Annotated in this window: 24 protein-coding genes; 13 read left to right on the top strand and 11 right to left on the bottom strand. The window is 60.0% G+C overall.

The genetic code is table 11. The features are described from left to right. Window positions 1-16: 16 nt before the first annotated feature. Together BUB62_RS02660 and recJ are read left to right on the top strand one after the other, a co-directional pair. Window positions 17-1,858: a tetratricopeptide repeat protein gene (locus BUB62_RS02660; RefSeq protein ID WP_084538766.1), complete on the top strand. Its 1,842-nt coding sequence runs from the start codon at window positions 17-19 to the stop codon at window positions 1,856-1,858. 429 nt (window positions 1,859-2,287) lie between these two features. Beyond that, a complete protein-coding gene (gene recJ / locus BUB62_RS02655; RefSeq protein WP_200799890.1) occupies window positions 2,288-4,012 on the top strand; it encodes a single-stranded-DNA-specific exonuclease RecJ in 1,725 nt (574 codons plus the stop codon). 31 nt (window positions 4,013-4,043) lie between these two features. Here recJ and BUB62_RS02650 read toward each other — a convergent pair whose 3' ends face one another. Then, window positions 4,044-4,574, bottom strand: a complete 531-nt coding sequence (locus BUB62_RS02650; RefSeq protein WP_073105752.1) for a hypothetical protein — start codon at window positions 4,572-4,574, stop codon at window positions 4,044-4,046. A gap of 77 nt (window positions 4,575-4,651) precedes the next feature. Beyond that, window positions 4,652-5,026 (bottom strand): DoxX family protein, encoded by a 375-nt coding sequence (locus BUB62_RS02645; protein WP_143163991.1) that lies wholly within the window; start codon window positions 5,024-5,026, stop codon window positions 4,652-4,654. Between the two features lie 158 nt (window positions 5,027-5,184). Between BUB62_RS02645 and BUB62_RS02640 the strand changes: the two genes are divergently transcribed. The 4 genes from BUB62_RS02640 to BUB62_RS19255 all read left to right on the top strand — a co-directional run bounded on the left by BUB62_RS02640 (window position 5,185) and on the right by BUB62_RS19255 (window position 10,018). Further along, window positions 5,185-7,023: a M61 family metallopeptidase gene (locus BUB62_RS02640; protein WP_084538765.1), complete on the top strand. Its 1,839-nt coding sequence runs from the start codon at window positions 5,185-5,187 to the stop codon at window positions 7,021-7,023. 276 nt (window positions 7,024-7,299) lie between these two features. Then, a complete protein-coding gene (lptB, locus tag BUB62_RS02635) occupies window positions 7,300-8,031 on the top strand; it encodes an LPS export ABC transporter ATP-binding protein (RefSeq protein ID WP_073105746.1) in 732 nt (243 codons plus the stop codon). Between the two features lie 5 nt (window positions 8,032-8,036). Further along, entirely contained in the window at window positions 8,037-9,557 is a 1,521-nt protein-coding gene (locus BUB62_RS02630; protein ID WP_073105743.1) for a GH3 auxin-responsive promoter family protein, read from the top strand. Window positions 9,558-9,856: 299 nt separating this feature from the next. Then, window positions 9,857-10,018 carry a hypothetical protein gene (locus BUB62_RS19255; protein WP_159437392.1) on the top strand — a complete coding sequence of 54 codons (162 nt, stop codon included), beginning with the start codon at window positions 9,857-9,859 and terminating at the stop codon, window positions 10,016-10,018. 16 nt (window positions 10,019-10,034) lie between these two features. Here the strand turns inward: BUB62_RS19255 and BUB62_RS02625 are convergent, their stop codons facing one another. From BUB62_RS02625 to BUB62_RS02585, 9 genes are all read right to left on the bottom strand, one after another. Continuing rightward, window positions 10,035-10,817, bottom strand: a complete 783-nt coding sequence (locus BUB62_RS02625; protein ID WP_073105740.1) for a TIGR00266 family protein — start codon at window positions 10,815-10,817, stop codon at window positions 10,035-10,037. Window positions 10,818-10,968: 151 nt separating this feature from the next. After that, window positions 10,969-11,340 carry a hypothetical protein gene (locus BUB62_RS02620; protein ID WP_073105737.1) on the bottom strand — a complete coding sequence of 124 codons (372 nt, stop codon included), beginning with the start codon at window positions 11,338-11,340 and terminating at the stop codon, window positions 10,969-10,971. A 214-nt stretch (window positions 11,341-11,554) separates the two neighbouring features. Further along, a complete protein-coding gene (gene gltX, locus BUB62_RS02615; RefSeq protein ID WP_073105735.1) occupies window positions 11,555-13,096 on the bottom strand; it encodes a glutamate--tRNA ligase in 1,542 nt (513 codons plus the stop codon). A 189-nt stretch (window positions 13,097-13,285) separates the two neighbouring features. Beyond that, window positions 13,286-13,471, bottom strand: a complete 186-nt coding sequence (locus BUB62_RS02610) for a hypothetical protein (protein WP_073105733.1) — start codon at window positions 13,469-13,471, stop codon at window positions 13,286-13,288. 89 nt (window positions 13,472-13,560) lie between these two features. Beyond that, a complete protein-coding gene (locus tag BUB62_RS02605; RefSeq protein ID WP_073105730.1) occupies window positions 13,561-13,944 on the bottom strand; it encodes a RidA family protein in 384 nt (127 codons plus the stop codon). 66 nt (window positions 13,945-14,010) lie between these two features. Next, window positions 14,011-15,510 carry a DUF6056 family protein gene (locus BUB62_RS02600; protein ID WP_073105727.1) on the bottom strand — a complete coding sequence of 500 codons (1,500 nt, stop codon included), beginning with the start codon at window positions 15,508-15,510 and terminating at the stop codon, window positions 14,011-14,013. Window positions 15,511-15,606: 96 nt separating this feature from the next. Further along, window positions 15,607-17,442, bottom strand: a complete 1,836-nt coding sequence (glmS, locus tag BUB62_RS02595; RefSeq protein ID WP_073105724.1) for a glutamine--fructose-6-phosphate transaminase (isomerizing) — start codon at window positions 17,440-17,442, stop codon at window positions 15,607-15,609. Window positions 17,443-17,538: 96 nt separating this feature from the next. Then, a complete protein-coding gene (locus BUB62_RS02590; RefSeq protein ID WP_073105721.1) occupies window positions 17,539-18,993 on the bottom strand; it encodes a DUF4270 family protein in 1,455 nt (484 codons plus the stop codon). A gap of 28 nt (window positions 18,994-19,021) precedes the next feature. Then, a complete protein-coding gene (locus BUB62_RS02585) occupies window positions 19,022-19,834 on the bottom strand; it encodes a glycogen/starch synthase (RefSeq protein ID WP_073105719.1) in 813 nt (270 codons plus the stop codon). 117 nt (window positions 19,835-19,951) lie between these two features. Between BUB62_RS02585 and panC the strand changes: the two genes are divergently transcribed. The 7 genes from panC (at window position 19,952) to BUB62_RS02550 (ending at window position 26,077) form a co-directional block, all read left to right on the top strand. Further along, complete coding sequence (gene panC, locus BUB62_RS02580) at window positions 19,952-20,803, top strand: pantoate--beta-alanine ligase (protein WP_073105716.1); 852 nt, start codon at window positions 19,952-19,954, stop codon at window positions 20,801-20,803. A 72-nt stretch (window positions 20,804-20,875) separates the two neighbouring features. Beyond that, on the top strand, window positions 20,876-21,223 hold the full coding sequence (gene panD, locus BUB62_RS02575; protein WP_073105713.1) for an aspartate 1-decarboxylase: 348 nt from the start codon (window positions 20,876-20,878) through the stop codon (window positions 21,221-21,223). Window positions 21,224-21,314: 91 nt separating this feature from the next. Next, window positions 21,315-22,361, top strand: a complete 1,047-nt coding sequence (locus BUB62_RS02570; protein ID WP_084538763.1) for a lysylphosphatidylglycerol synthase transmembrane domain-containing protein — start codon at window positions 21,315-21,317, stop codon at window positions 22,359-22,361. Further along, window positions 22,351-22,836, top strand: coding sequence for a D-glycero-beta-D-manno-heptose 1-phosphate adenylyltransferase (gene rfaE2, locus BUB62_RS02565; RefSeq protein ID WP_073105711.1), 486 nt, complete (start codon window positions 22,351-22,353; stop codon window positions 22,834-22,836). Before BUB62_RS02570 ends, rfaE2 begins: the two co-directional genes overlap by 11 nt. Before the next feature lie 15 nt (window positions 22,837-22,851). After that, window positions 22,852-23,544, top strand: a complete 693-nt coding sequence (locus BUB62_RS02560; RefSeq protein WP_073105708.1) for a zinc metallopeptidase — start codon at window positions 22,852-22,854, stop codon at window positions 23,542-23,544. A gap of 311 nt (window positions 23,545-23,855) precedes the next feature. After that, entirely contained in the window at window positions 23,856-24,995 is a 1,140-nt protein-coding gene (locus BUB62_RS02555) for an acyl-CoA dehydrogenase (RefSeq protein ID WP_073105705.1), read from the top strand. A 158-nt stretch (window positions 24,996-25,153) separates the two neighbouring features. After that, complete coding sequence (locus tag BUB62_RS02550; RefSeq protein ID WP_073105702.1) at window positions 25,154-26,077, top strand: helix-turn-helix domain-containing protein; 924 nt, start codon at window positions 25,154-25,156, stop codon at window positions 26,075-26,077. The last annotated feature ends 18 nt before the right edge of the window (window positions 26,078-26,095 follow it).

Here is a 26,095-nt window from a genome sequence, read left to right as displayed (position 1 = left end):
GGCCTTGCTTTCCGCTATGCGTCCGATCTTTCCGACCCGTTTCCGCACCTATCGTCTGGCCCTGCTGCTGAGCTGCGGGCTATTGGGTGCCACGCCGCTGCACGCCCAGGAAGAGGGCGGCGGCATTGCTCTGGCTCAGGAATATGCCCGCAAGGGCGAAAACGAGAAGGCCGCTTTCCTCTTCGGCCGCCTGCGGGCCGAGGAGCAGCTAGCCGCCAACGTGCTGCCCGACTACCTGCTGGTGCTCCAAAACCTGAAGCGCTATAAAGACGCGGAAAAGCTGGTGAAAAAGGGCATCCGGCAGCACCCCGAGGAGGTGGGCTACGGCGTGGCGCTGGGCAGCCTCTACCTGGCTGCCGCCGACCAGGCCAGCGCCGACAAGCAGTTTGAGCGGGTAGTAAGCCAGGCCTCGGCGGAGCAGATTCTGGCCGTGGCCGTCGAGTTCAATCGGCGCAAGCTGCCACAGTGGGCCGAGAAAACCTACCTGCGCGGCCGGGCGCTGGCCAAGAGCGAAACCGAGTTTGCGCCCCAGCTCATTCAGCTTTACACCCAGGACGGCCAGACCGACAAGGTGATGGACGAAACCCTGCGCCTGGTGCAGCAGGACGAGCAGCAGCTGCCCTTTGTGCGCAACATGCTGCAGAACAGCCTGCGCGAAGACAAAGACTTCGACGCCCTGGAGCGCATTCTGATTACGAATGTGCAGAAATACCCCGAGCGGGCCGTGAATAGCGAGCTGCTGCTCTGGCTGCAGGTGCAGCGCCACGACTTCGGTGGGGCACTGGTGCAGGCCAAAGCCCTGGACCGCCGCAGCCGCACCGAAGGAATGCGGGTAATTGAGCTGGCCGCCATCGCGCAGCGCAATAAGGACTACGAAACCGCCATCAGCGGCTACGAATACGTGACGCAGCAATACCGCGGCGGGCAGTATTATGGCCTGGCCCGGCAGCGGCTGGTGCAGGCCCGCGAGGAGCAGGTGCGCAGCACGTACCCGGTCGATCCGGCCAAAATCCGGGGGCTGATCGGGGAGTACCAGAACGTGCTGACGGAGCTGGGCAAAACGCCTGAAACGGCCGGCATGCTGCGCAACATGGCCGCGCTCTACGCCTTTCAGCTCGATGAGAAAGACCGGGCCATGACGCTGCTGCAGGAAGTCATTGCTATGCCCCGCGCCGGCCTGGATGTGGTGGACGACGCCAAAATCAACTTGGCCGATATATACCTGCTGCGCAACGAGCCTTGGGAAGCCACGCTGTTGTATTCGCAGGTGGAGAAGTCGCACAAGGATTCGCCGGTGGGATACGAGGCCAAGCTGCGCAATGCCCGCCTGAGCTACTACGCCGGCGACTTCAAGCTGGCCAAAAGTCACCTCGACATTCTCAAGGAAGCCACCAGCCGCGAAATTGCCAACGACGCCATGCAGCTCAGTCTGCTCATCACGGATAATACGGCCATGGACACCTCCGGCGTGGCCCTGCGCGACTACTCGAAGGTGGAGTTGCTCGTATTCCAGAACCGCTTGCCGGAGGCCGTGAGGGGCCTCGATAACCTGCTGCAGAAGTATCCCGGCCACGCCCTCTCCGATGATGCCTGGTACCTCAAAGCCCAACTGCAGCGCCGCATGGGCAATTATCAGGAGGCCCTGACCACGCTACAGCGCATCACCGCCAACCCTAAATACGACGTACTCAGCGACGACGCGCTATTCTTGACCGCCAGCATTCTGGAAGAAAACCTACAGGACCGCGACAAAGCCAAGGAACTCTACAACCAGATGCTGACGAAATATCCCGGGAGCATCTACGTGGCCGAAGCCCGCAAACGCTTCCGCAAGCTGCGCGGCGACGTAGTGAATTAAGGGCAGCCCGGCCAGCCCCAGCGGGGCGGCATATCGGTAGGCAAACCATCAGCAAGCAAAGCAAAGCCCCAGCGGGGCGTCACCCGTCATTGAACGAATGTCTCGCCCCGCTGGGGCTTTTCAGCATTCAAAAAAAACGCTTTTCTACCAATATATCGCCCTGCTGGGGCTGGCTGGCCGGAGCTATCCGAAGAAGACGAACATGATGACCAGAGCCAGAATAAACACCAGATACATCAGCCCATCGGAGAGAATGTACTGCCGGTATTGCTGATAAAAGGCGCGGAGCTTGCTCATAAGGACTTACGAAGGAAAACGGAAAGCCAAAAGTATGCATTCGGCCCCCGGCGGCTGGGCATCGGGCGGCCCGAACGCCGTTTTCTTCTTACTTTTGGAGGTAGTGCCGCTATAAGGTATCCCGCCGAGATTATGGAAAAACGATGGATTCGCAAGCCCGCGCCCGAGGCTGAGAAAGTGCGCCACCTGGCCGAGGCGCTGCGCGTGAACGAAGCCATTGTGGCCCTGCTCTGCCAGCGCGGCGTGTGCACCTACGACGAAGCCTACGCCTACTTCCGCCCCGCTCTCAGCACCCTGCCCGACCCGCTGCTGATGCGCGACATGGACCGCGCTGTGCAGCGCCTGGTGCGGGCCCTGCACGAGGGCGAAAAGGTGCTCGTCTTCGGCGACTACGACGTGGACGGCACTACCTCCGTGGCCGTGGTGTATTCCTACCTGCTCCCGCTGTTCGGCCCCGCGCGCATCGACTACTACATCCCGGACCGCTACAAGGAAGGCTACGGCATCTCGGAGGCCGGCATCGACTTCGCCGCCGATAATCAGTACGCCCTCATCATTGCCCTGGACTGCGGCGTGAAGTCGGTGGATAAGATTGCCTACGCCAACACAAAGGGCGTCGATTTTATCATCTGCGACCACCACTTGCCGGGTGCCGAGCTGCCAAAGGCCGTGGCCGTGCTCGACCCCAAGCGGGCCGACTGCCAGTATCCATTCAAGGAGCTTTCGGGCTGCGGCGTGGGCTTCAAGCTGATGCAGGCGCTGCGCGAAAACCAGGGCCTCGACGAAACGCCGCTGCACCAGATGTTCGACCTGCTGGCCGTGAGCATCGCCGCCGATATCGTGCCCATCGTGGGCGAAAACCGCACGCTGGCCTACCACGGCCTGCGCCTGTTGAATGACCCTACCCACCGGCAGCGCCCCGGCCTCGATGCCCTGCGCGAGCTGGCCGGACTGGGCGCTGGGCCTCTGAATATCAGTAGCCTCGTGTTCGGCTTCTCGCCGCGCATTAACGCGGCCGGCCGCATGGGCGACGCCAAACGCTCGGTGGCCATGCTGCTGGCCGAAACCAAGGAGGAAGCCACCGAAAAAACCGGCGTGGTGGACAAAACCAACCAGGAGCGCCGCGGCTTCGATACCAGCATAACCAAGGAGGCGCTGCAGATGATTGAGGAGGACAGTACCCACCGCACGGCCCACTCCACAGTGCTCTACAAAGAAGATTGGCACAAGGGCGTGGTGGGCATCGTGGCCTCGCGCTGCCTCGATAAGTACTACCGCCCCACCATCATCCTGACCCAGAGCAACGGCAAAGCCACCGGCTCGGCCCGCTCGGTGGTGGGCTTTGATGTGCATCAGGCCATTGAGGAGTGCGCCGACCTGCTCGACCAGTACGGCGGCCACATGTACGCCGCCGGCCTCACGCTGCCCATCGAAAACGTGGACAAGTTCCGGGCGAAGTTCGAAAGCATCGTGGCCGGCCGCATCCTGCCCGAGCAGATGATTCCGCCGGTGGAAATAGATGCCGTGCTACCGCTGAGCGAGATTACGCCCGGCTTCTACAAGCTGCTGCAGCAGATGGAGCCCTTCGGCCCCGGCAACCCGAACCCGGTATTTGAGTCGGAAAACGTGTACGCGGCCACCAACTCGGCCCGCATCGTGGGCAACTCCCACCTCAAGCTGGCCCTCACCCAGGACGGCCAGCACACCATCGACGCCATCGGCTTCGGCCTGGGCGAGTACCACGAGCGAATCTTGCAGGGCCAGCCTTTCAACGTGTGCTACACGTTGGAAATCAACGAGTACCGCGGCGTGAAGAACCTGCAGCTGCGGGTGAAGGATATCCGGTGGGCGGAGTAGGGGCGCGCATACCCTTTTGGCATCGCCTGGGTTAGGAGCGGGGGCGGGCCAGGAAGAAGTATTGCGGCTGTTTGCCGTCCCGGTAAGACTTCCGGATGTAGTCGCCCTGCACGAACTCCACCGTCTGACTTGGGGTGGGCCGCTCGATGTTGAAGAGGCGGTAGCCGTCGTTTAGGATCAGGCGGCTTAGCTGCCCGTTGAGATAGTATTCTTTCAGCAGCAGGCGGTGGGTGGGGCTGTAATAAATCACCTTCTCCAGCAGCACCCCGGATTTTTTGTGCTTTGTTATTTGCTGTTTGAGGCGGACCCCAGGCGTTTTGTCGCCCCGGAAATTCACGGTGGTACCCGATGCGTAGCTGGTGGTTTTCTGCCGCACTCCATGAATGGAAAGGAACGACGTTTTGAAAGAGCCGATCTGCGCATCAACCTGCTCCCGCACGTTGGCGGCCCGAGCCGTTAGTGAATCCCGCTCGATGCCAAAGCGGGCGGCATCGCTGGTTTGCGCCTGGGTGGTGAGGGTAGCCAGCGCCAGCGCAGCCAGCAGGCCGATTGATTTCAGCATGAGTTAAAGATAAATGAAGTTGAATACTGCCGCGAAAATAGCGCGCTACCATTCTCCGGCAACATGCGGCGCAAAATCTATTTTGCCGCCGGCCGTCCCACCCACCACACCCACCCGATCAGCACTAGCTGCAGCGGCAACCGCAGCCACAGCGCCCACATAGGCACCGGCAAGCCCGCGCCGTGGGTTTGCAGCATGTACACGTTGGCCGGAAATACGGCCACCAGCAGCGCCACCAGACCCCAGCTGGCCAGCTGGCGCGTGGCGGGCAGCAGCAGGCCCAGACCGCTGGCTAGTTCGGCCGCGCCGCTGAGCAGCACCAGCAGATGCGGGGCGGGTAGATAGGGAGGCACAATGCGCAAGAACGTGGCGGGCGCCACGAAATGCAGGATGCCGGTGCCCACGAAGAACAGGGCCAGCGCGTAGCGGCTGAAGGTGCGGAAGCGGGGCATGGGGCAGGAGGGAGGAAAGGCGGGAAGCAGCCCGTGGGCTATGCCATACGTCGGTGCGGCAATAGTGGCGCAAAAATCCCAGCTTTGGGACCCGCTTACGCCAGTTCCGGCCGCGCCCGGCGTTGGGGAGCCACCTATTCTATCCTCACGTACCCCGCATGAAACTATCCTGCCTGCTCGGCTTCGCCCTGCTTCTTGCCGCCCCGGCCCTGGCCCAGCAGCCCGCCGGCTACCAGATTGCCCTCGACCTGCAGAAGGTCGCCAACGACCAGGTGCGCGTGGTCATCACTACGCCGCCGGTAAAGGAGGCGCAGGCTACCTACGTGATGCCCTCGGTGGTGCCCGGCTCCTACTCCAAAAAGGACTACGGCCGCTTCGTTACCAATTTCACGGCCTACGATAAGCAGGGCAAAAAGCTAAAGGTGAAGAAGGACGGGGCCAACCTGTTTATCATTGACAACGCGCCCCGCTTGGCCCGCCTCGAATACGTAGTGGACGACACCTGGGACGTGAAGCAGGACGAAGCTTTCATCTTCCAGCCCGGCGGCACCAACTTCGATGCGGGCAAGGATTTCGTGCTCAATCACTACGGCCTCTACGGCTACCTCGAAGGCTACAAGATGCAGCCCTACCAGGTGACTGTGGCTAAGCCCGCCGACTTCTACGGGGCCACGTCGCTCAGCACCCACCGTCCCACGCCTACGCAGGACGTTTTCACGGCCCCCAGCTACGTGAGCCTGGCCGATGCGCCCATCCTGTACAGCAAGCCCGATACGGCCAGCTTCAGCACCGGCGGGGCCCGCATTTCAGTGGCGGTAGTGTCGGAAACGGGGGCGGTGCGGGCCGCGCAGGTGCGCGAAATCATCCGGCCGATGGCGGAGGCGCTGACGAAGTACTTCGGACAGATGCCGGTGCCGGCCTATCACTTTCTGATGTATTTCCCCAGCTTCGGCTCGCCGCTGGCCAGCGAGAAGGGCGGCTACGGGGCTATGGAGCACTCGTATTCGTCGCTCTACTTCCTGCCCGAGGTGCCCGATGCCGACCGGCTGCGCAGCATGGTGCAGGAGGTGGCCTCGCACGAGTTTTTGCACATGCTGGCCCCGCTCAATATTCACTCGCGCGAAATCGGGGAGTTCGACTTCCGCAACCCCCAGATGTCGCAGCACCTATGGCTGTATGAGGGCGTCACGGAATACATTGCGCAGCTCGTGCAGGTGCGCGGCGGCCTCACCACCCCCGACGAGTTTCGCCAGCGCATCAAGGACAAAATCGACAAAGCGGAGAAATTCCCCCCGGCTTCGTTCACCGAAATGAGCCGCAAAATCCTGGAGCCGCCCTACAAGGACATGTACGACAACGTGTATGAGAAGGGCGCGCTTATCGGGTTGCTGCTCGATATCCGCATTCAGGAGCTGAGCCAGGGCCGCCAGAACCTGCGCGACGTGCTGCTGGCCCTGCGCCAGAAATACGGCCCCACCCGCTCCTTTGAGGATAAAGACCTGATTCCGGAAGTCGTGGCCCTCACCAACCCCGCCCTGCAGCAGTTCTTCGACCAATACGTTATCGGCAGCCAGCCCTTGCCCTATGCCGAGTATTTCGACAAGATCGGCTGGCGCTTTCAGCCCACCGCGCCCAGCAAGATCAAAGCTTTCGGCAACCTCGGCTTCCGCTACGACCCCGACAAAAAGCAGTTCCTGGCCGCCCAGACCGCGCCCGACCAGAACGCCTTCGGCCTGAGCGAAGGCGACGTGCTGCTGGCCGTAAACGGCACCGCCCTGGATCTGACCAACGCCGAAAAGCTGCTTCGCCCGCTCGTGGAGCCCACTTCCGGGGCCGCCGTCACGGTGCGTTTTCAGTCGGGCACGGCCGCGCCGCAGGAGAAGCAGGCTGCTTCGAAGGAGTTTGAGGTAGAGTTGAAAAACGTGCTGGAGCTGAACTCAAGCGCTACTCCGGCGCAGGTAGCTTTGCGGGAGAAAATGCTGAATCCGCTGCGATAAAAGGGTTTTTAGGGGTTACAAAGCTAGAAAAGCTAGTTCCCCTCCTTTTTTTAAGGAGGGGCAGGGGTGGTTAGCTAGAACTAGAAAGTCGTTGAACTGTAGCTAGAGCTAGCAAACCGTTCAACGACGGAACCACCCCCAACCCCTCCTTGAAAAAAGGAGGGGAGCTAGTTTTTAGCCATAGCTTTAAAAGCTCCTAGCGCGCATCAATTCCTCCACGCTGGCCGTTCTATCGGCCACTGCCGGTCTGCGGCCGGTTTTTCTACCTTTGTGCCAATGATTCTTCGCGCCGAACACCTCGTTAAGACCTATAAGTCCCGCACCGTCGTCAATGATATGTCGCTGAATGTGGCGCAGGGCGAAATCGTGGGGCTGCTCGGGCCCAACGGCGCGGGCAAAACCACCTGCTTTTATATGACGGTGGGCATGGTGAAGCCCAACAGCGGCCGCATCTTCCTCGACGACGAGGACATCACCAAGCTGCCCATTTACCAGCGGGCCCGCCGCGGCATCGGCTACCTGGCCCAAGAAGCTTCGGTTTTTCGGGATCTGAGCGTGGAGGAAAATATCCTCTCGGTGCTCGAAATGACCAACCTGCCCAAGCCGGCCCAGCACGACAAGGTAGAGGAGCTGCTCCACGAGTTCAGCCTCACGCATGTGCGCAAAAACCTCGGCCGCGTGCTTTCGGGTGGCGAGCGGCGGCGCACCGAAATAGCCCGCGCCCTGGCCGTTGACCCCAAATTCGTGCTGCTCGATGAGCCCTTTGCCGGTGTTGACCCCATTGCCGTGGAAGAGATTCAGGGCATTGTGGCTAAGCTCAAGCACAAGAATATCGGCATCCTCATCACCGACCACAACGTGAACGAGACGCTCAGCATCGTGGACCGCGCCTACCTGCTTTTCGAGGGCAAGCTGCTCAAAGCTGGTACCGCCGAGGAGCTGGCCGCCGACGAAATGGTGCGCCGCGTGTACCTGGGCAAGCATTTTGAGCTGAAACGTAAAGTCTGAGCGGCGTGATTGGCTCTATCCTGACGTGGGCCGTGCAGCGGCGACTGGCCAGCATCGACCACTTCCGCCAGCACCCGCACGAGGTGCAGCAGCGCGTGTTTCGGGAGCTGCTGCGCACGGCCGGCGCCACCGAGTGGGGCCGCCGCTACGGGTTCCTGGATGCGCCCGGCCCCCGCGAATTTGCCCAGCGCGTGCCCGTGAGCAGCTACGAGCAGCTGTACCCCGCCCTGGAGCGCGTGTTGCGCGGCGAAGCCGACGTGCTCTGGCCCGGCCGCGTGCTGTGGTTTGCCAAGTCCTCGGGCACCACCAATGCCCGCAGCAAGTTCATTCCCGTCACCCCGGAGTCGCTGCACGAGAGCCACTACCGCGCCGGCCGCGACATGACGGCCACCGCCACGCTGCTCTACCCCGAGTCGCGGGTGCTGGCCGGCAAAACGCTGTCGTTGGGCGGCACGCACGCCCCCAACCCCTTTCGCCCCGACGAAAAGGACTCCCGCGTCGGCGACGTGTCGGCCGTGATTATGCAGAACCTGCCCGGCTGGGCCGAATACATCCGCACGCCCCCGCTGGAGCTGGCCCTGCTGGATGAGTGGGAAGAAAAGATTGAGCGCATTGCCCGCCACGTGCAGGGCGTAAATGTGTCGGTGCTGGCCGGCGTGCCTACCTGGATGATCGTGCTGCTGCGCCGCGTGACGGAGCTGGCCGGGGCCGCCAACATCACGGAGGTGTGGCCCAATCTGCGGCTGTTTCTGCATGGCGCGGTGGCCTTCGGGCCGTACCGGGAGTTATTTCGCCAGATGATTCCCGGCGAGCAGATGGGCTACCTCGAAATCTACAACGCCTCCGAAGGCTACTTCGCCTTCCAGGACCAGCCCGCCAGCGAAGACCTGCTGCTGCTGCTCGACCACGGCATCTACTACGAGTTCATCCCCGCCGACCAGTTCGACGCCGAAAACCCCCAAACCCTCATGCTGGAGGAGGTAGAGCTGGGCCGGAGCTACGCCCTGGTCATCAGCACCAATGCGGGCCTGTGGCGCTACAAAATCGGCGATACGGTGCGCTTCACCAGCCTGGCGCCCTATCGCATCCGCATCACCGGCCGCACCAAGCACTTTCTGAATGCCTTCGGCGAAGAAGTCGTCATCGAAAACACCGATGCCGCCATTGCCGCCGCCTGTCGCGCCACCCATACCACCGTGCAGGACTACACGGCCGCCCCCATCTACTTCGATGCGACTGAAGCTTCCCGCGGCGGCCATCAGTGGCTCATCGAATTCACCCACCCACCCCAAGACCCGCAGCACTTCACCCAGGTGCTCGACGAAACCCTGCGCCAGCTCAACTCCGACTACGACGCCAAGCGCCACCGCGACTTGGCCCTGCTGCCCCCCGTACTGACGGTGGCCCCGGCGGGCACTTTCGGCCGGTGGCTGGCCCGCAAAGGTAAGCTCGGCGGCCAGCACAAAGTGCCCCGCCTGAGCAACTCCCGCGAACTGCTGGAGGATATTCTGCAGGGAATTGCATAACGCAAATATCCCGGCAAGGTGCCATGCAGCCGTACGCGTTATATCCTGTAGGCCTGCTCCGTACTCTAATAGTCCTAAGTTATACCAGAAGGGTAAAAGCGATACAGTATTTTTCTTGGTAAAATATGGAGTATTGGTATAGTGGCTGACTAATAAAATACCTATATTAGTGGATTGTTAACACTCACGCTCCCACCGTGTCTACTGTTACCACCTCTTCCCGCCCCTATGTCTCGCGTCGCAAGCGGCGCCGTTCATCGTCTTTGCTGACGTCAGCCAAGCTAAGATCCAAAGCCATTATGGGTCTGTTTGGACTGCTGGTGCTGGCCTTATTAGTGAGCTTGAGCGTCATTGCCTTCACTGTCGGCCGCAACGATGCTACCACATCTGCTGATGGCGCGGGGGTAGCGGCTACCCCGGCCGCTGCCGATTCGGGCGGGGCACCTGTCCAGACGGAATAGGCTTGCCCCGGCCGCGCTATTCGTCCAGCACGCCGCCTACCAGCCGGCCCAGCACGCCGCCGCTTTCCTTGCCGGCGTTGCTGCCGTTGGGCATCAGGGCCTGAATGAGCTTCTTCACGGGCATCGACTGAATCCAGACGCGGCCGGTGCCTTGCAGTGTAGCCAGCAGCAGCCCTTCGCCCCCGAAAATCATTGATTTCAGCCCCCCGGCGCGGGCAATGCTGAAATCTACTCCCGGCTCGAAGGCCACGATACAGCCGGTATCCACGCGCAGAATTTCGCTGTTCAGGCGCTTTTCAATCACGGTGCCGCCGGCATGAATGAAGGCTTTGCCGTCGCCGGTGAGCTTTTGCAGAATGAAGCCCTCGCCCCCGAAAAAGCCGGCCCCGAACCGCTGGTTGAAGTGAATGCTGATTTTGGTACCCCGGGCGGCGGCCAGAAAGCCATCTTTCTGCACAATAAGACCCTGCGGCAATGACCGCAAATCCAGCGGAATGATGGTGCCCGGATAAGGAGCCGAAAACGCCACCCGGCTTTTGGCCGTGTGCCCGCGGTGCGTGAAGTGCGTCATAAACAGCGACTCGCCCGTAATCAGGCGCGTACCGGCCGAAAATAGCTTGCCCATCAGGCCCTGGTCGGGCTCCGAGCCGTCGCCCATCTTGGTTTCAAAGGCAATGCCCTCTTCCATATACACCATAGCCCCGGCCTCGGCCACCACGGTTTCGTTGGGGTCCAGCTCCACTTCCAGAACCTGAATGTCGGAGCCAATGATGCGGTAGTCGATGTCGTGGGAGAGCATGAGCAGGAGGGCTGAGGGATGAAACGGGGCCCAAGTATAATGAAACGGCTTTATTCAGGCAGCCTGAACCGGCCAAAAAAGAAGCCATCCGGGTCCGGATGGCTTCTTTTAGCTTGTGCGGCTTGGGTATCGCGCCGATGCTCGGCCGGGGCTATTCGTCGCCGGGCAACTCCCGCTTCAGATCTGCTTCCGCAGAGGCTTCCGGCTCGTCTTTGGGGCCCTTCTTTTTGGCTTCCTTGCTGGTGCGGCGCATAAAATCCTCATCGGTTTCTTCCGGCTCCTGCGCCCCGTCTTCCACCGGGAACTCCTCGTCGTCCTTCTCGCCAAACTGCCCGTCGCGGTTCACCAGCTTCTTGTCGCGCACATGGCGGTTGAGAAACAGGTTGATATCCTCAATGGAGTAGTTGGACGTGATTTCGCCCAGCGGATTCACCTTTATTTCGAAGCCTTCCAACTCCTTGTGCACGCGGGCTTTCTTGTCGGGGTCGGTCTTCTTGGGTTTGTTGACGAGTTTCTTAGCCATGCGAGCGTCCGGTTAGAGTGGCGGAGGGGGAGGAAGCGGCATCTTGCCTGCGGCAAAGCGCCCGCCACTGCCTCTTACGCAACAACTCGGGAAGCGGATACACAAGGTTGCCTGGGCGGCCAGGCCGCGCAGTCCCAGGCTACGAGCCAAAAAAGCCGCCCGTAGTTTCCTACGGGCGGCTTTTCAGTTTTGCACTCGGCACCGGCCGATGGCGCTAGGCGGCCAGCTTCTCCACGGCCAACTGAATGCGCTGGGCCGTTTCCGGGGCTCCCAGAATGTGCATGATGTGCATCAGGTCGGGGCCGGCGGCGGCACCGGTCACGGCCACACGCAGGGCCTGTAGCACTTGGCCCAGCTTCATGCCCTGGCCTTCCACTACCTGCGTCAGCAAGGCTTTGATGCCATCGGGCGTGGTGTCGGGGGCGGTGGTAAGCTCCTGGGCAAAGGCGGCGAGGGCCGCGGCTACCGGCGCGTTCCACTTCTTGCTGATTACCTGTTCGTCGTAGGTCGTGGAGCGCTGGAAGAACAGCTGGGCTTCCTTGGCTAGGTCGGCGGGGAAGGTGGCTCGCTCCTTCACCAGCGCGGCAATCTGCTCGGCTTTCTCCTGGGGCACCGCAAGGCCCTGCGTATGCAGCTCCTGGATGAGGTAGTGGGCCAGCTCGGCATCGGGTTTGGCGCGCAGGTACTGCTCGTTGTACCAGCGTACCTTGTTCTGATCGAAGCGGGCCGGCGACTTGCTCACGCGCTCAATGGTGAACGTGTCGATGAGGTCCTGCATCGAAAACAGCTCCTGCTGGGTGCCGGGGTTCCAGCCCAGGAAGGCCAGGAAGTTGATGAAGGCCTCGGGCAGGTAGCCGCTTTCGCGGTAGCCGCTGCTCACGGTGGGCTGGCCGGTTTCGGCATCGGTGCCGTGCCATTCCAGCGGAAAAACCGGGAAACCGAGCTTGTCTCCGTCGCGCTTGCTGAGCTTGCCGGTGCCGTCGGGCTTGAGCAGTAGGGGCAGGTGGGCAAACTGCGGCATGGTAGCTTCCCAACCCAGATAGCGGTAGAGCAGCACGTGCAGCGGGGCCGACGGCAGCCATTCCTCGCCCCGAATTACGTGGGTGATTTCCATCAGATGGTCGTCCACGATGTTGGCCAGGTGGTAAGTCGGCATGCCATCCGACTTCATCAGCACCTTGTCATCCACGGCCGAAGAATGGACCACCACCCAGCCCCGGATCAGGTCGTTGAAGCGGATTTCCTCCTTGCGCGGCACTTTCAGGCGAATCACGTACTGCGCGCCGCTCTCTAATAGCTGCTTCACCTCATCCTCGGGCAGGGTGAGGGAGTTGCGCATCTGGGCGCGGGTGATGCTGTTGTACTGCGGATTGGGCACTTTGGCGGCCGTGAGGCGAGCACGCATGGCGTCCAAGTCCTCAGCCGTATCGAAAGCATAGTAGGCGTGGCCGCTGTCGATGAGCTGCTGGGCATATTGGCGGTACATGGGCTTCCGCTCGCTCTGGCGGTAGGGCGCGTGCGGGCCGCCCTGCTCAATGCCCTCGTCGATTTCGATGCCGCACCAGCGCAGCGCATCCATGATGTACTGCTCGGCCCCGGGCACAAAGCGGTTCTGGTCGGTGTCTTCGATGCGCAGCAGCATCTTGCCGCCCAACTTGCGGGCCAGCAGGTAGTTATACAGCGCCGTGCGCACGCCGCCGATGTGCAGCGGCCCCGTGGGGCTGGGCGCAAAGCGCACCCGTACTTCTCTTTCCATAATACAGTCAGTTCGCGGCATCTTTCAGGATAGAAAAACACCCCGCAAAGGTACGCACAGTGAAATTGTGAAATAGTGAGATGGTGAAATAGTGAGTTTGATGTTCAGCTTGCGCTATATGCGCCATTTGCGCCACCTGCGCAAGCTGAACATCAAACTCACTATTTCACCATCTCACTATCTCATCACTTAGTCCCGGTTGCGGTAGGTGAGGTAGAGGATGAGGCCCAGCAGCGTGATGCCGCCGCGAATGGCCCACGATACGGCCACGCCCCACTGGTCAACCCAGCCCAGAAGCATCGATTTCATCCCCAAAAACGGCAGTCCTAACGACAGCAAACCAACCAGCAATAATCCAAGACCGAGTTCTTTCATGGGAAGCAGTGAGTTAGTGATTTAGCGAATCAGTGAGTTTGTTGTTCAAATTGCACAAACGGCCCGACAACTTACAGTACATTATCTCACTACTTCACCGCCACGCACGATATTTCCACCTGCACATCTTTGGGCAGGCGGCTTACTTCCACGGTTTCGCGGGCCGGGGCGTAATCGGCGGGGAAATAGCTGCCATACACTTCGTTGATGAGGCCAAAGTTGCCGAGGTCTTTCACGAAGATGCTGCACTTCACCACATCGCGCAGGGTGAGGCCCGCGGCGGCCAACACGGCCTGCAGATTGCGCATCACCTGGTGGGTTTCGGCCGCCACGTCGCCGCCGCCTACCAGCTGGCCCGCCGCGTCCAGCGGAATCTGACCCGAGACATACAGGGTGTTGCCGGCCTGCACGGCCTGGCTATACGGACCAATGGGGGCGGGCGCGTCGGCGGAATAAACGATGGTGTTGGGCATGACGGGGGAGGTTGTTGGCGTTAAAGCAAAGAGAAGGTGGGCGCAAATCTACCGTTTTCGCCCACCTTAGGGCACGGGAGAGAAAGAGGCTTTCTTCGGAACCCGGATGCTGGCTTTGCCGAAAAACTCCGCGTAGGCCAGGTTCGCCCAGTCATTGGTATCCGTTTCCAGATCGGAGAAGAAAATGGTCCGGGGCGGGTATTGCAGCGGCGCTACCTCCACGGCCCCGCGCGGCGAGTTCCAGGAGCGCAGATAGGCGTAGCGAGCCGTGAGCTGCGCATCGTAGCGGGCCGCAGCCCCACCCAGCCAGTCCTGATACGCCACCAGAATCTGGTTCACGTTATCCTCCGGGTCGCGGCCCCGCATCCGGAAGCGCGGGCCCATGAAAAAGGCAAAAATCAGCCAGCCGGCCAGCAGCGCCTGCGCGTAGCCGGGCAGCGAAAACGAAGCGACCGGCCAGCGCCGCCAAACCTGCAGCAGCCAGCCGTGTGCGTGCACAAACCAGCCGAGCAGAAAAAACAGGTACAGCACATTCTGCGACCGGGCGGGCATGGAGGTGCTGGTGGTCCAGTGGGCGAGGAAAAGCACCAGCACCACAGAAACCGCCAGCAGTAGCACCACAAACAGAGGCCGGCGTGCCAGTCGGTTCAGGGGCAGGTCCGGCAGCCGGCTCAGGCGGTAGCTTAGTGGGGCCAGCAGCACCGTCAGGGCGGGCAGAATACCATTGCCCACCCAGCTGATCACCAGCCGATACGCCGACAGCGCCGCCCGGTCCAGGGATTCCAGCATGCCGTAGTGCCGCCCGGACTGATTGAGCCGGACAAAGTTACCGGGGGCCAGAAAGGCCACGGCGCAGGCGCCAGCCACCACCAGCGTCAGCAGCAGGTAGTAGCGGTCGAGGTGGCGGCGTTGGACGAAGCGAATAAGCGTGAGCCCGGCCACGCCCAGCAGCAGGGGCAGCGCATTGGTTTCATTGCCGCCCACCACCACTATGGCAAGCAGCGCGGCCACGGCCAGCCACCTTTGGCGCTGCGCCGCCGTTTGGGCGTGGGCGTGGCGCACCAGCGCGGCCAGCCACACCAGCGTCAGGCAGGCGGGCACCAGGTAGTTGTAGCTGCTCGTAATCCAGTACATGCCTTCGGCCGGGCTGGGCAACTGAAACAGGTATAGTCCGGTAAGAGCCGCACTTGCCAGGCCCAGATTCCGCCGCCGACAGTGCCCGGCGAACAAGGCTTTGAGCAGCACATAGAAAGCCAGCGGCACCAGCAGCAGCATACTCAGGCACACCAGTCCGTAGCATTCCGTCGTGTAGCCATACGCCACCGGGTTGAGCAGCCCCCAGAGCGTAGCGGAGGTGTAGCGGCCCGTCCAGTGCCTATACATGAACGAGATATAGCCCCAATGCCCCTGCTTACGCACGTCGTTGGCCGTCAGAAAATCATCGGCGGAAGGGTGCGCATACCAGCACAGCGCCACGAAGGGTAACAGGCACAGCAGCCCCGCTACCGCCCCCAGTACGGGCACAACCAGGCGGCGAAAACGGGAAGAAGCTACTGCTTCGGGCATAGAGACGAAGACAACGAACGCGCAAAGCAGCTAAAATCGGCGGCATAAAAAAAGCGCTCCGGAACGAAGCGCTTTTTTTGGTCAGTAGCCGTGAGCTTATTCCACCGTCACCGATTTGGCCAGGTTGCGGGGCTGATCCACGTTGCAGCCGCGGAGCACGGCAATGTGGTAGCTCAGCAGCTGCAGCGGTATCACCGATACCAGCGGCATCAGCACTTCGCTCGTGGCCGGCACCTCAATGGTGAATTCGGCCATAGCCGGAATCACGTCGTCGCCTTCGGTCACCACGGCAATGATGCGGCCTTTGCGGGCCTTCACCTCCTGAATGTTCGACACCACTTTCTCATACGAGCTGTCTTTGGTGGCAATAACCACCACCGGCATGTTCTCGTCAATCAGGGCAATCGGGCCGTGCTTCATCTCCGCCGCCGGGTAGCCTTCGGCATGGATGTAGCTGATTTCCTTGAGCTTGAGCGCGCCTTCCAAAGCTACCGGGAAGTTGTAGCCCCGGCCCAGGTAGAGGAAGTTGGTCGAATCCTTGAAGATTTCGGCAATCTTCTCAATCTCATCGTTGAGCAACAGCGCCTTCTCCACCTTCGCCGGAATGTTGCTCAGCTCCATCATCAGCTCGCGCAGCTTGGTATCGGAAAGCGCGCCGCGCTGGTGGCCCACAATCATGGCCAGTAGCGTGAGCACCGTTACCTGCGCCGTGAAAGCCTTGGTCGAAGCCACCCCGATTTCGGGGCCGGCGTGGGTGTAGGCCCCGGCATCGGTAGCGCGGGCAATGCTGCTGCCCACCACGTTGCAGATACCGAAAATAGTTGCGCCCTTGCTCTTGGCCAGCTCAATGGCGGCCAGCGTGTCGGCCGTCTCACCGCTCTGCGAAATAGCAATTACGATGTCGCGCTCCGTGATAATCGGGTTGCGGTAGCGGAACTCCGAGGCGTATTCCACCTCCACCGGAATGCGGGCCAGGTCCTCCAGCAGGTACTCCGCCACCAGCCCGGCGTGCCAAGAAGTGCCGCAAGCCACAATAAGAATCCGGTCGGCATTGGCAAACTTCCGCTCGTAGGCCCGCACGCCGCCCATGTTCAGGTGGCCGGCTTCCAACTCCAGGCGGCCGCGCATCGAGTCGAGAATCGAGCGGGGCTGCTCAAAAATCTCCTTCTGCATAAAGTGGTCATAGCCACCTTTTTCGATGCTGTCAAGCTCCATTTCCAGCTTCTGGATATAGGGCGTCTGATGCACGTCTTCCTTGCTGCGAATGTCGAGCTTGCCGTCGCGAATGACCACAATTTCGTAGTCGTTCACATACACTACCTCATTGGTATACTCAATGATGGGCGTAGCATCGGAGGCCAGGAAGAACTCGTCTTTGCCAATGCCAATCACCAGCGGTGAGCCTTTGCGGGCCGCAATCAGCTGGTTCGGGTCGTCTTTGCTCAGCACCACAATGGCGTACGCCCCCACCACTTCGTGCAGCGCCAGGCGTACGGCCTCTTCCAGCGTGCAGCTGTTCTGCTTCTGGATTTCCTCAATCAGATTAACGAAAACTTCAGTGTCGGTATCGGAGTGGAAAACGTGCCCCTGCTGCTGCAAGTGGGTTTTCAGTGCCGCGTAGTTTTCAATGATGCCATTGTGAATGATGGCAATGCGCTCGGAGGTAGAGTAGTGCGGGTGGGCGTTCGAGTCGTTCGGCTCGCCGTGGGTAGCCCAGCGCGTGTGGCCCATGCCGATGTGCGCGTGGGTGTCTTTGGTGGCAATAAAGTTTTCCAGCTCCTGGACTTTGCCCTTCTTTTTATAGACGTTCAGCGAGCCATTGAGCAGGGCCACGCCGGCTGAGTCGTAGCCGCGGTATTCTAACCGCCGCAAACCCTTGATGATGATGGGGCAGGCTTCCCGATACCCGATATAAGCGACAATTCCGCACATAATGTGTCAGAGAAAGAGATGTTAGGAGAAAAATCAAAGGACACGGCCCTTAACAAAGGCCGTGCCGCAGTGAGTGTGAAAAGCAGAAGAGTTCGGCTAGCGCAGCTTGGAAAAGTATACGCGCAGCTTAATGTTTTGGGCATCCAATACCGCCCGGTTCAATGTGAGGCCCAGCGAGCGGGGAGAATAGCGCACTACCGGATATAGCATCAGCGCCGCCGGCCGCTCGCCCCCCAGCGCGTCGTACACATACGACTGCAGGTAGCTGGTCATGGTCAGGCTGTAGTATTTGGTCGTCCGGCTTTGGTCGATGAATGCGGCCGTGGCCGGGGCATCGGCCCCTTGCTGGTTGGCTCCGTCGCTTTGCACCAGGCGCTCGAAGGGCGAAATATTGACGGTGCGCTGCAGAATCTTGTTGGTCGCATCCAGCTCGTAAAGAACGGCCTGCTTCGGGGCCTGAAACACCAGATTGGTTTCCGGCTTGAGCGGCACAATCAGCTCGGCACGGTTGATGGCCAGACCCTGCCGGTTGGTAATCAGCTCAGCCAGACCCGGAATTTCTAGCTTGGTGCCCAGCCCGACGCCCTCCTGCATGTACGTGGCCTGGTCCGGCGCGGTAGGCAGCACCGATTTCGTCCCGTCAGTCAACTGATCGAAAGGAGCGGTCAGCTCCGAGCGTATCTGGGTGTACGCGCGGGGCGCATTGGCCGAGCCATTGTTGCCAAACGTGATGGAGAAGGGAGTAGGCGTTTTTTTGCCCCCCACCACATGATAGTAGAAAAGCACGCGGTTTTCGAAGGCCCGATTGAACCCTACTACGCTGCCCGAATGATTGTCGGAAGGCTGCAAGGCAATGCCTTTCCAGGCTTCGTTCAGCTTGGCTTGCGTGAAGGGAGTGGCTTTGTCCTTGATGGCCGTAAAGAGGTTCTGCACAAAGGCCGACGGAATTTCCGGCAGCGTGCCGGCGGCTTTCCGATAGAGCTTCAGGCGCACCGTGCGGTCGGGCACGGGCACCGTGATGGTGCTATCTACAGCGAGGTCCTTCTTGGTTTTCAGGCCCGTAGCCCGTACCTCCAGCTTTGTCCGGCTGAGGGAGCTTAGCCGCTTTTCGCCGATAGGGCTGGGCAGCAGCGGAACGGTGGTTGCCGAATTGAAGATGCTGCGCTCATCCAAAGAGCTGGCCAGGCCATACACATCAAACGAAACCGGCTTGGCGGAACTGCCATACACCTGATCGAAGCCCGCCACCACTACCACCGAATCCAGAATGGGATTGAGGTACTGGTTGGGCAGCGAGTCGGTGCCGATGGAAGCTATCTGCAGGTTCAAAAAAGCTTTGGCAGTGGTGGTGCCCAGCTTCTCATCGCGCAACCGGCCCACCAGAAAGTGGGTCGAGTTCAGGGTTTCCACCGGCGTTTGCAGCACGGTAGAGGCCGTCACGGGATAGTCGCGGTACTCTGTGTTGATGGGAGCGGTGCCGGGAAGCTCTACTCCCAAATCGTTGGGGTCTTCGCAACCAGCCGTGGCAAACAGCAGAACTGCGGAAAACAAAGGAACCGAAGCAAATCGGAAGGCGCTGCTAGCTGGCCAATTCATTATAGAGCGTGTAGTAAGAGGTAAGCAGGTTTTCGTCGGCGCTAACCTGGCCCAGCTGCTTTTTCTGCGAGTACTCGGTGAACATGGCGTTCAGATTGTCGCTGAAGTCTTCGTCCGATTTCACTACCGAGTCGGCGTATTCCATGCCGACCTTGATGAAGCCGCCGAAGTCAGCCGACTTGAGGGCCGCCAGCATCTCGTCATCAATGTCCAGCATTTTGGCCTTCTCAATGATGTCGCCTTCAAATTTGTGGCTGAACTCGTTGTTGTAGATGGTGAACACCGATTTGGCATCCTTAAAAATCGGGTCCTTCTTGTAGGTCGTTTTCAGGTACATCGGAATCAGGCCCGTCATCCAGTCGTTGCAGTGCACGATATCGGGTGCCCAGCCCAGCTTTTTCACCGTTTCGAGCACGCCTTTGCAGAAGAAAATGGCCCGCTCGTCATTATCGGGGTGAAACTTGTCGTTCTTATCAACCAGTACCGATTTGCGGTGGAAGTAATCTTCGTTGTCGATGAAGTATACTTGCAGCTTGGCATTCGGAATGGAAGCCACCTTGATAATCAGCGGCTTTTCCTCCTCGCCCACGGCGATGTTGATGCCCGACAGGCGCACCACTTCGTGCAAACGGTTTTTGCGCTCATTGATAATACCGAAGCGAGGCACGAAAATGCGGATTTCCATGCCCATTTCCTGCATTCCCTGGGGCAGCATCCGCAGAAACTCCGCTACCTTGGTCGTCTGCAGAAACGGATTGATTTCCGTGGCAGCGTAGAGTATTCTCAACTTGGACATAAAGGGTCGGCTGGTATGATTGGGAGGTGGCAACACTTTGGGATGCACAAAATTAAGCATTTTTGAGCGAATTATCAACCAACCACCCCTGCGGCCCCCGCCGTAGGCCACGCATTTATGGAGATACTGCAAGCGGCCGCTGAGTTGCAAGCCCGGACAGAAAAATGGCGTCAGAGCGGCCAGCACATTGGGTTGGTGCCCACCATGGGAGCCCTCCACGAAGGGCATCTGCAGCTGGTGCGGGCCGCGGCTCGCGAAAACGATGTGGTGGTGGTCAGCATTTTCGTGAACCCTACACAGTTCAACAACCCCGAGGATTTTCGGCTGTATCCGCGGCTGCCCGAGGCGGATGCCGCGCTGCTGGAGCCCGCCGGCTGCACGGTGCTGTTTCTGCCATCGGTAGAGCAGATGTATCCGCAGCCCACCGTGCTGACCTTCGATTTTGGCCCCCTCGAGCGGGTGATGGAAGGCGCGCACCGGCCCGGCCACTTCAATGGCGTGGCCACGGTGGTGAGCAAGCTGTTTCACTTGAGCCGGCCCCACCGGGCATATTTCGGCCAGAAAGACCTGCAGCAGGTAGCCATCATCCGGCAGCTGACCGCCGATTTATCCTTCGATCTGGAACTGGTAGCCTTCCCCACGGTGCGCGAAGCCGACGGGCTGGCCATGTCGTCGCGCAACCGGCGGCTGGCTGCCCCCGACCGCGCCGTGGCCCCTGCCCTGCACGCGGCGCTGGTGCACGCCGCCGACCTCATCGAAGCCGGAGAGCCGGCAGAAGCCGCGCAGCAGGCCGCGACGCAACTGCTGGCCGCTACGCCGGGCATTACGCTAGAGTATCTGGCAATAGCCGATGCGCAGACGTTGCAGCCGCTGACTGGGGCCGCGCGGCCGGGGCAGGCGGTGGCCGTGTGCATTGCGGCGCATCTGGGCGGCGTGCGCCTGATCGATAACGTGGTAGTGCAGGCATAAAGCCTCCGCCGCGGCCCGGCAATCGGGCGGTTTTAGCTACCTTTGCGCCCCGAAATCCAGCCCCTTCCGCTTATGCATATCGAGGTTCTCAAGTCGAAGATTCACCGCGCCAAAGTCACGCAGGCCGAGCTGCACTACGTCGGTAGCGTCACCATTGACGAAGATCTATTGGATGCCGCCAATATGGTGGAGAATGAGAAGGTGACCATCGTGAACGTGAACAACGGGGAGCGGTTTGAAACCTACACCATCAAAGGCGAGCGGGGCACGGGCACCCTGTGCCTGAACGGCCCGGCCGCCCGCCGCGTAGCCGTAGGCGACATCGTTATTATCATCTCCTACGCCCTGATTGATTTCGCGGAGGCCCGGGCGCACAAGCCCACCGTCATCTTCCCGGATCAGCATAATCGGTTGGTGTAAGCCTGTTTAGCTGCTGAGCCCGTACACGGCATTTCCATTAACATATTCTTTCCGGTGTCCGGCTCGGCTGGTTCGCCCTATTCTGCTCCGCATGAAGACACTGTTTAATATTCTGAAATATGCGTTGCTGCTATCCGTTTCGGGCCTGCTGATGTGGTATGCCGTGCAGGGGCAGGACCTGAGCAGCATTGGTCGCCACGTGCGGGAGGCAGATTATACCTGGCTTATCCTCACGATGGTGCTGTCGGTGCTGGGCTATTTCAGTCGGGCCTACCGCTGGAAGATGCAGCTCGATGCTGCCCGCCAGAAAACAGCATACTGGGACGTGTATCACGCCATGATGGTGGGCTACTTAGCCAACTTGGTGCTGCCGCGCATGGGTGAAGTGATTCGGTGCTCGGTACTGCAGCGCACCAGCAAGGTGCCCGTACAGATATCCTTGGGCACGGTAGTGACGGAGCGGGTAATCGACGTGCTGGTGCTGGTGCTGCTGCTGGGAGCCACGCTCCTGCTGGATTTCAATACGTTCTGGTCGTTCGTAACCGATAACGTGCTGGGCGGGCGCTACGACGAACTGGCCCGCAACCGCACTCCGCTGCTGGTAGCGGCGGCCATTGCGCTGCTGCTGCTGGCGGGGCTGGCCTATGCGCTGGTCCGCAACCTGGAGCGGCTCCGGCAAAATGCTTTATTCAATAAGGTCGTGGCTTTTGCGAAAGGTCTGCTGGCCGGTGTATTCAGTGTGCTGAAGATGAAGAACAAAGCCCTGTTTTTGTTCCATACCTTCTTCACCTGGCTGGTCTATTATCTGATGGATTATCTGGCATTTAAGTGCTTCCCAGCCACGTATTCGCTCGATATGCGGGCGGGTCTGGCAGTGCTGACTTTCGGGGCCTTTGGGATGGCCGCACCGGTGGCCGGCGGCATCGGGCCTTTCCATATCATGGTGCAGGGCATTCTGCTGGTCTATGGCATTTCCAAGGAAGCCGGCATTGCCTACGCGCTGGTGGTGCACGGCTCCCAAACGCTGCTGGTGGTGCTGATGGGCGGTATCAGCTTTGTAGCCAGCATGATTAAGTCGGGCCGCTCGGCGCGGCAGTTGGCCGCCGAACCCGTAGCCGTGCTGGCCGATGTGGAGTAAGGACAAGATTTTCGGCCGCGAGGCCCTGCTGCCCACGCTGGCGCAGTGGCGCGCGCAGGGCAAAAAAGTGGTGTTCACCAACGGCTGCTTCGATCTGTTGCACCTGGGCCACGTCGACTACCTGGAAAAGGCCCGGCACCTGGGAGACGCGCTGGTGGTGGGGCTGAATACCGACTCTTCGGTAAGCCGCCTGAAGCCGGGCCGACCGTTGCAGGACGAATTGTCACGCGCCCGGATTCTGGCTTCGCTTTTGTTCGTGGATGCCGTCGTGCTTTTCGATGAGCCCACGCCGCTGGAGCTGATTACGCTGATCAAACCTGACATTCTGGTGAAGGGCGACGATTACCCGATCAGTGGAATTGTGGGTCACGAGCTGGTGTTAGCCAACGGCGGGCAGGTGCTTACCGTACCGCTCGTGGCCGGCTACAGCACCACCAATATCGTGGAGCGCGTCCGCCAACTTTTTACCACTTAACGTCTTTTTTCTGCCATGAACTATAGCTCAAGCCCCATCTTCTTCCTACTCATCCTGGTGATGGGAATAAGCTGGCTCATTCAATGGCGGCTGCGCAGCAAGTTTAGCGAGTATGCCAAAATCGGGCTGCAGTCGGGCCTTTCCGGCCGCCAGATTGCCGAGCTGATGCTCGCCGACCACGGCATCACCGACGTGCGCGTCATCTCCGCCGAAGGCCGCCTCACCGACCACTACAACCCCGCCGACAAAACCGTAAACCTCAGCGAGGCCGTGTACGAAGAGCGTAGCGCCGCCGCCGCCGCCGTGGCGGCCCACGAGTGCGGCCACGCCGTGCAGCACGCCACTGCCTATAGTATGCTCCAGTTTCGCTCGGCCATGGTGCCCATGCTCAGCAGCGTGGCCACCTACATGCCCTGGATTCTGATGGCTGGCGTGCTGATGATTCGCACCAGCGTGATTCCGCTGGGCGTGGGCATTGCCCTGTTCTCGCTCACCACGCTGTTCAGCTTCGTCACGCTGCCCGTCGAGTTCGATGCCAGCCGCCGGGCCCTGGCCTGGATTGATAAGCGCGGCATCGTGACCACCCAGGAGCACGCCATGGCCAAAGATGCGCTGTGGTGGGCCGCCATGACCTACGTGGTAGCCGCCATTAGCTCGCTGGCCACGCTGCTTTACTACGTCAGCATTTTCATGGGTCGCCGCCGCTAAGCGCCGCTTCTTGACAAGCATTCCAGCCACTTCGGAAGCCCGGAGTGGCTGGTTTCTTTTAGGGCTTAACTGAAATTATGGGTGGTAGTTAAACCCATTGAGTTACGCCAAAAACCAATCCGGCCGGCGCTGGAAAGAGCGAATCAGCCGCCTGCGCAAACAAAAGCTCCCGCAAAAATGTAGCTCGCCGTGGCTTGGTGCTAAAAAATCCGGGCCACCTGCTTATTCTGCGGGCGTAGCGGCTTAATTTTGAGGCGCAGTATCTCCCGCTTTTCCCGCGGCCCACTTCATTCCCACCCAAGATTTTCCGTATGAATTTCGAATTCACCGAAGAACAACTCGCCGTTCAGGCGGCCGCCCGCGACTTTGCCCAGAACGAGCTATGGGCCGGCGTGATTGAGCGCGACGAGCACCAGAAGTTTCCCGCCGAGCAAATCAAAAAGATGGGCGAGCTGGGCTTTATGGGCATGATGGTGAGCCCCGAGTACGGTGGCGGCGGCATGGACACGGTAAGCTATGTGCTGGCCATGGAGGAGATTTCCAAGGTCGATGCCTCTTGCTCCGTTATCATGTCGGTGAATAACTCGCTGGTATGCTGGGGGCTGGAGAAATACGGCACCGAGGAGCAGAAGCGCAAATACCTGACCCGGCTGGCTACGGGCGAAATCATCGGCGCATTCTGCCTTTCTGAACCCGAGGCTGGTTCTGATGCCACCATGCAGCGTACCACCGCCGAAGACAAAGGCGACCATTACCTGCTGAACGGCACCAAAAACTGGATTACCAACGGCAGCACCGCTTCCGTGTATATGGTAATAGCCCAAACCAACCCCGAGCTGAAGCACCGCGGCATCAACGTGCTGATTGTGGAGAAAGACACGCCGGGCTTCGTGGTGGGCCTGAAAGAGAACAAGCTCGGCATCCGCGGCTCCGACACGCACTCCCTCATGTTCACGGACGTGAAAGTGCCCAAGGAAAACCGCATTGGCGAAGATGGTTTCGGCTTCAAGTTCGCTATGCAGGTGCTGGCCGGCGGCCGTATCGGTATTGCGGCGCAGGCGCTGGGCATTGCCTCCGGTGCGCTGGAGCTTTCCCTGAAATATGCTAAAGAGCGCAAGGCTTTTGGTGTGGAAATAGCTAAGCACCAGGCTATTCAATTTAAGCTGGCCGATATGGCTACCAATATCGATGCTGCCCGCTTACTCTGCCTGCAGGCCGCCCACGACAAGGATCAGCACCTCGACTATGCCAAGTCGGGGGCCATGGCCAAGCTGTTTGCCTCCAAAACTGCCATGGATACGGCCGTAGAAGCAGTACAGATCCACGGCGGGTATGGTTTTGTGAAGGAATTCCATGTGGAGCGCATGATGCGCGATGCCAAAATCACCCAGATTTACGAGGGAACTTCCGAGATTCAGAAAATTGTAATCTCGCGGGAATTGCTCAAATAAATCCGGAATAGCCTAAAAGTCAGAAGGATTGCATTAAACCCAGCCACAAAATGGCTGGGTTTTTGTTTTTTGTGAATTTTTATATGTTATTTTGCATTGTCTAAGTCGGGCCTCCTATTTGGACGACATTTCCTTGACAACCCAACCACCCCCGGAATATGGAAGATTATAATAAAGTCATTGAATCGCTTGGTGTGCGTTACATCAAAGCGAAGAATCTGGTTCTGCAGCAGCCCTTTACCGTGCGTAATTATTACGACGTGGGCAACAACCTGATTCTGCTGCACAAGGGCCGCGTGGCCTTCGGCGACGAAGAGCAGGTGGTGGAAGAAGGCGAAATGCTGTTCATTCCCGGCGGCCGAGCCACGAAGGTGAGCTACGGTGAAGCCGCGGGCAAGAGCATCACCAACGATGACCTGATTAGCAATAAGGACAAGTTTTTCCATTCCAACGCCGACCTCGACCTGATCGGCGATGCGGAGGAAAGCCACAGCTTCGTGAGCTTCGAGGCCAAGGTGTTCGACTCGGTGAACTTCTTCGCCTCGCTCGACGTGCCCGCGTTCTTGATTACCGGCAACTCCAAGCTGGCCAATCTGGTGATTAAAGTGGTGGAAGAGAGCATGCAGGAACTGCCCGGCCGCGAGCGTCTCATCACGATTTATACCGAGAACATCGTGGTGGAAATCGTGCGCTACATCCTGAAAAACAAGATGTTTGTGGAGCAACTCGCCACCAACAGCACGTATTTCAAGGACCCGCGCCTCATCGACCTGTTCAACTACATCAAGGAGAACATCGGCGGCGACCTGTCGAACAAGGTGCTGTCGAGCGTGGCCAACGTGTCGGAAGATTATGTAGGCCAATACTTTAAGATGCTGACCGGCATCAACCCGCAGGACTACATCGAGTACCAGCGCATGGAGCGGGCCGTATTCCTGCTCCGCACCACCAAGAAAAGTATCCGCGACATCGGCAAGGAAGTGGGCTATAAGGACACCGCTTATTTCTGCCGCCGCTTCAAGATGATGTTCGGCATTCCGGCCGGCAAGATGCGCCGTCGGGAGTCAGCGATGAACATCTAACCACGGCTTCGTCCGGAT

This window comes from Hymenobacter daecheongensis DSM 21074 (assembly GCF_900141805.1).
GTDB classification, from domain to species: Bacteria; Bacteroidota; Bacteroidia; order Cytophagales; family Hymenobacteraceae; genus Hymenobacter; species Hymenobacter daecheongensis.
The sequence above is the reverse complement of the archived record's forward strand: the minus strand, read 5'-3'. Positions and strand labels throughout refer to the sequence as shown.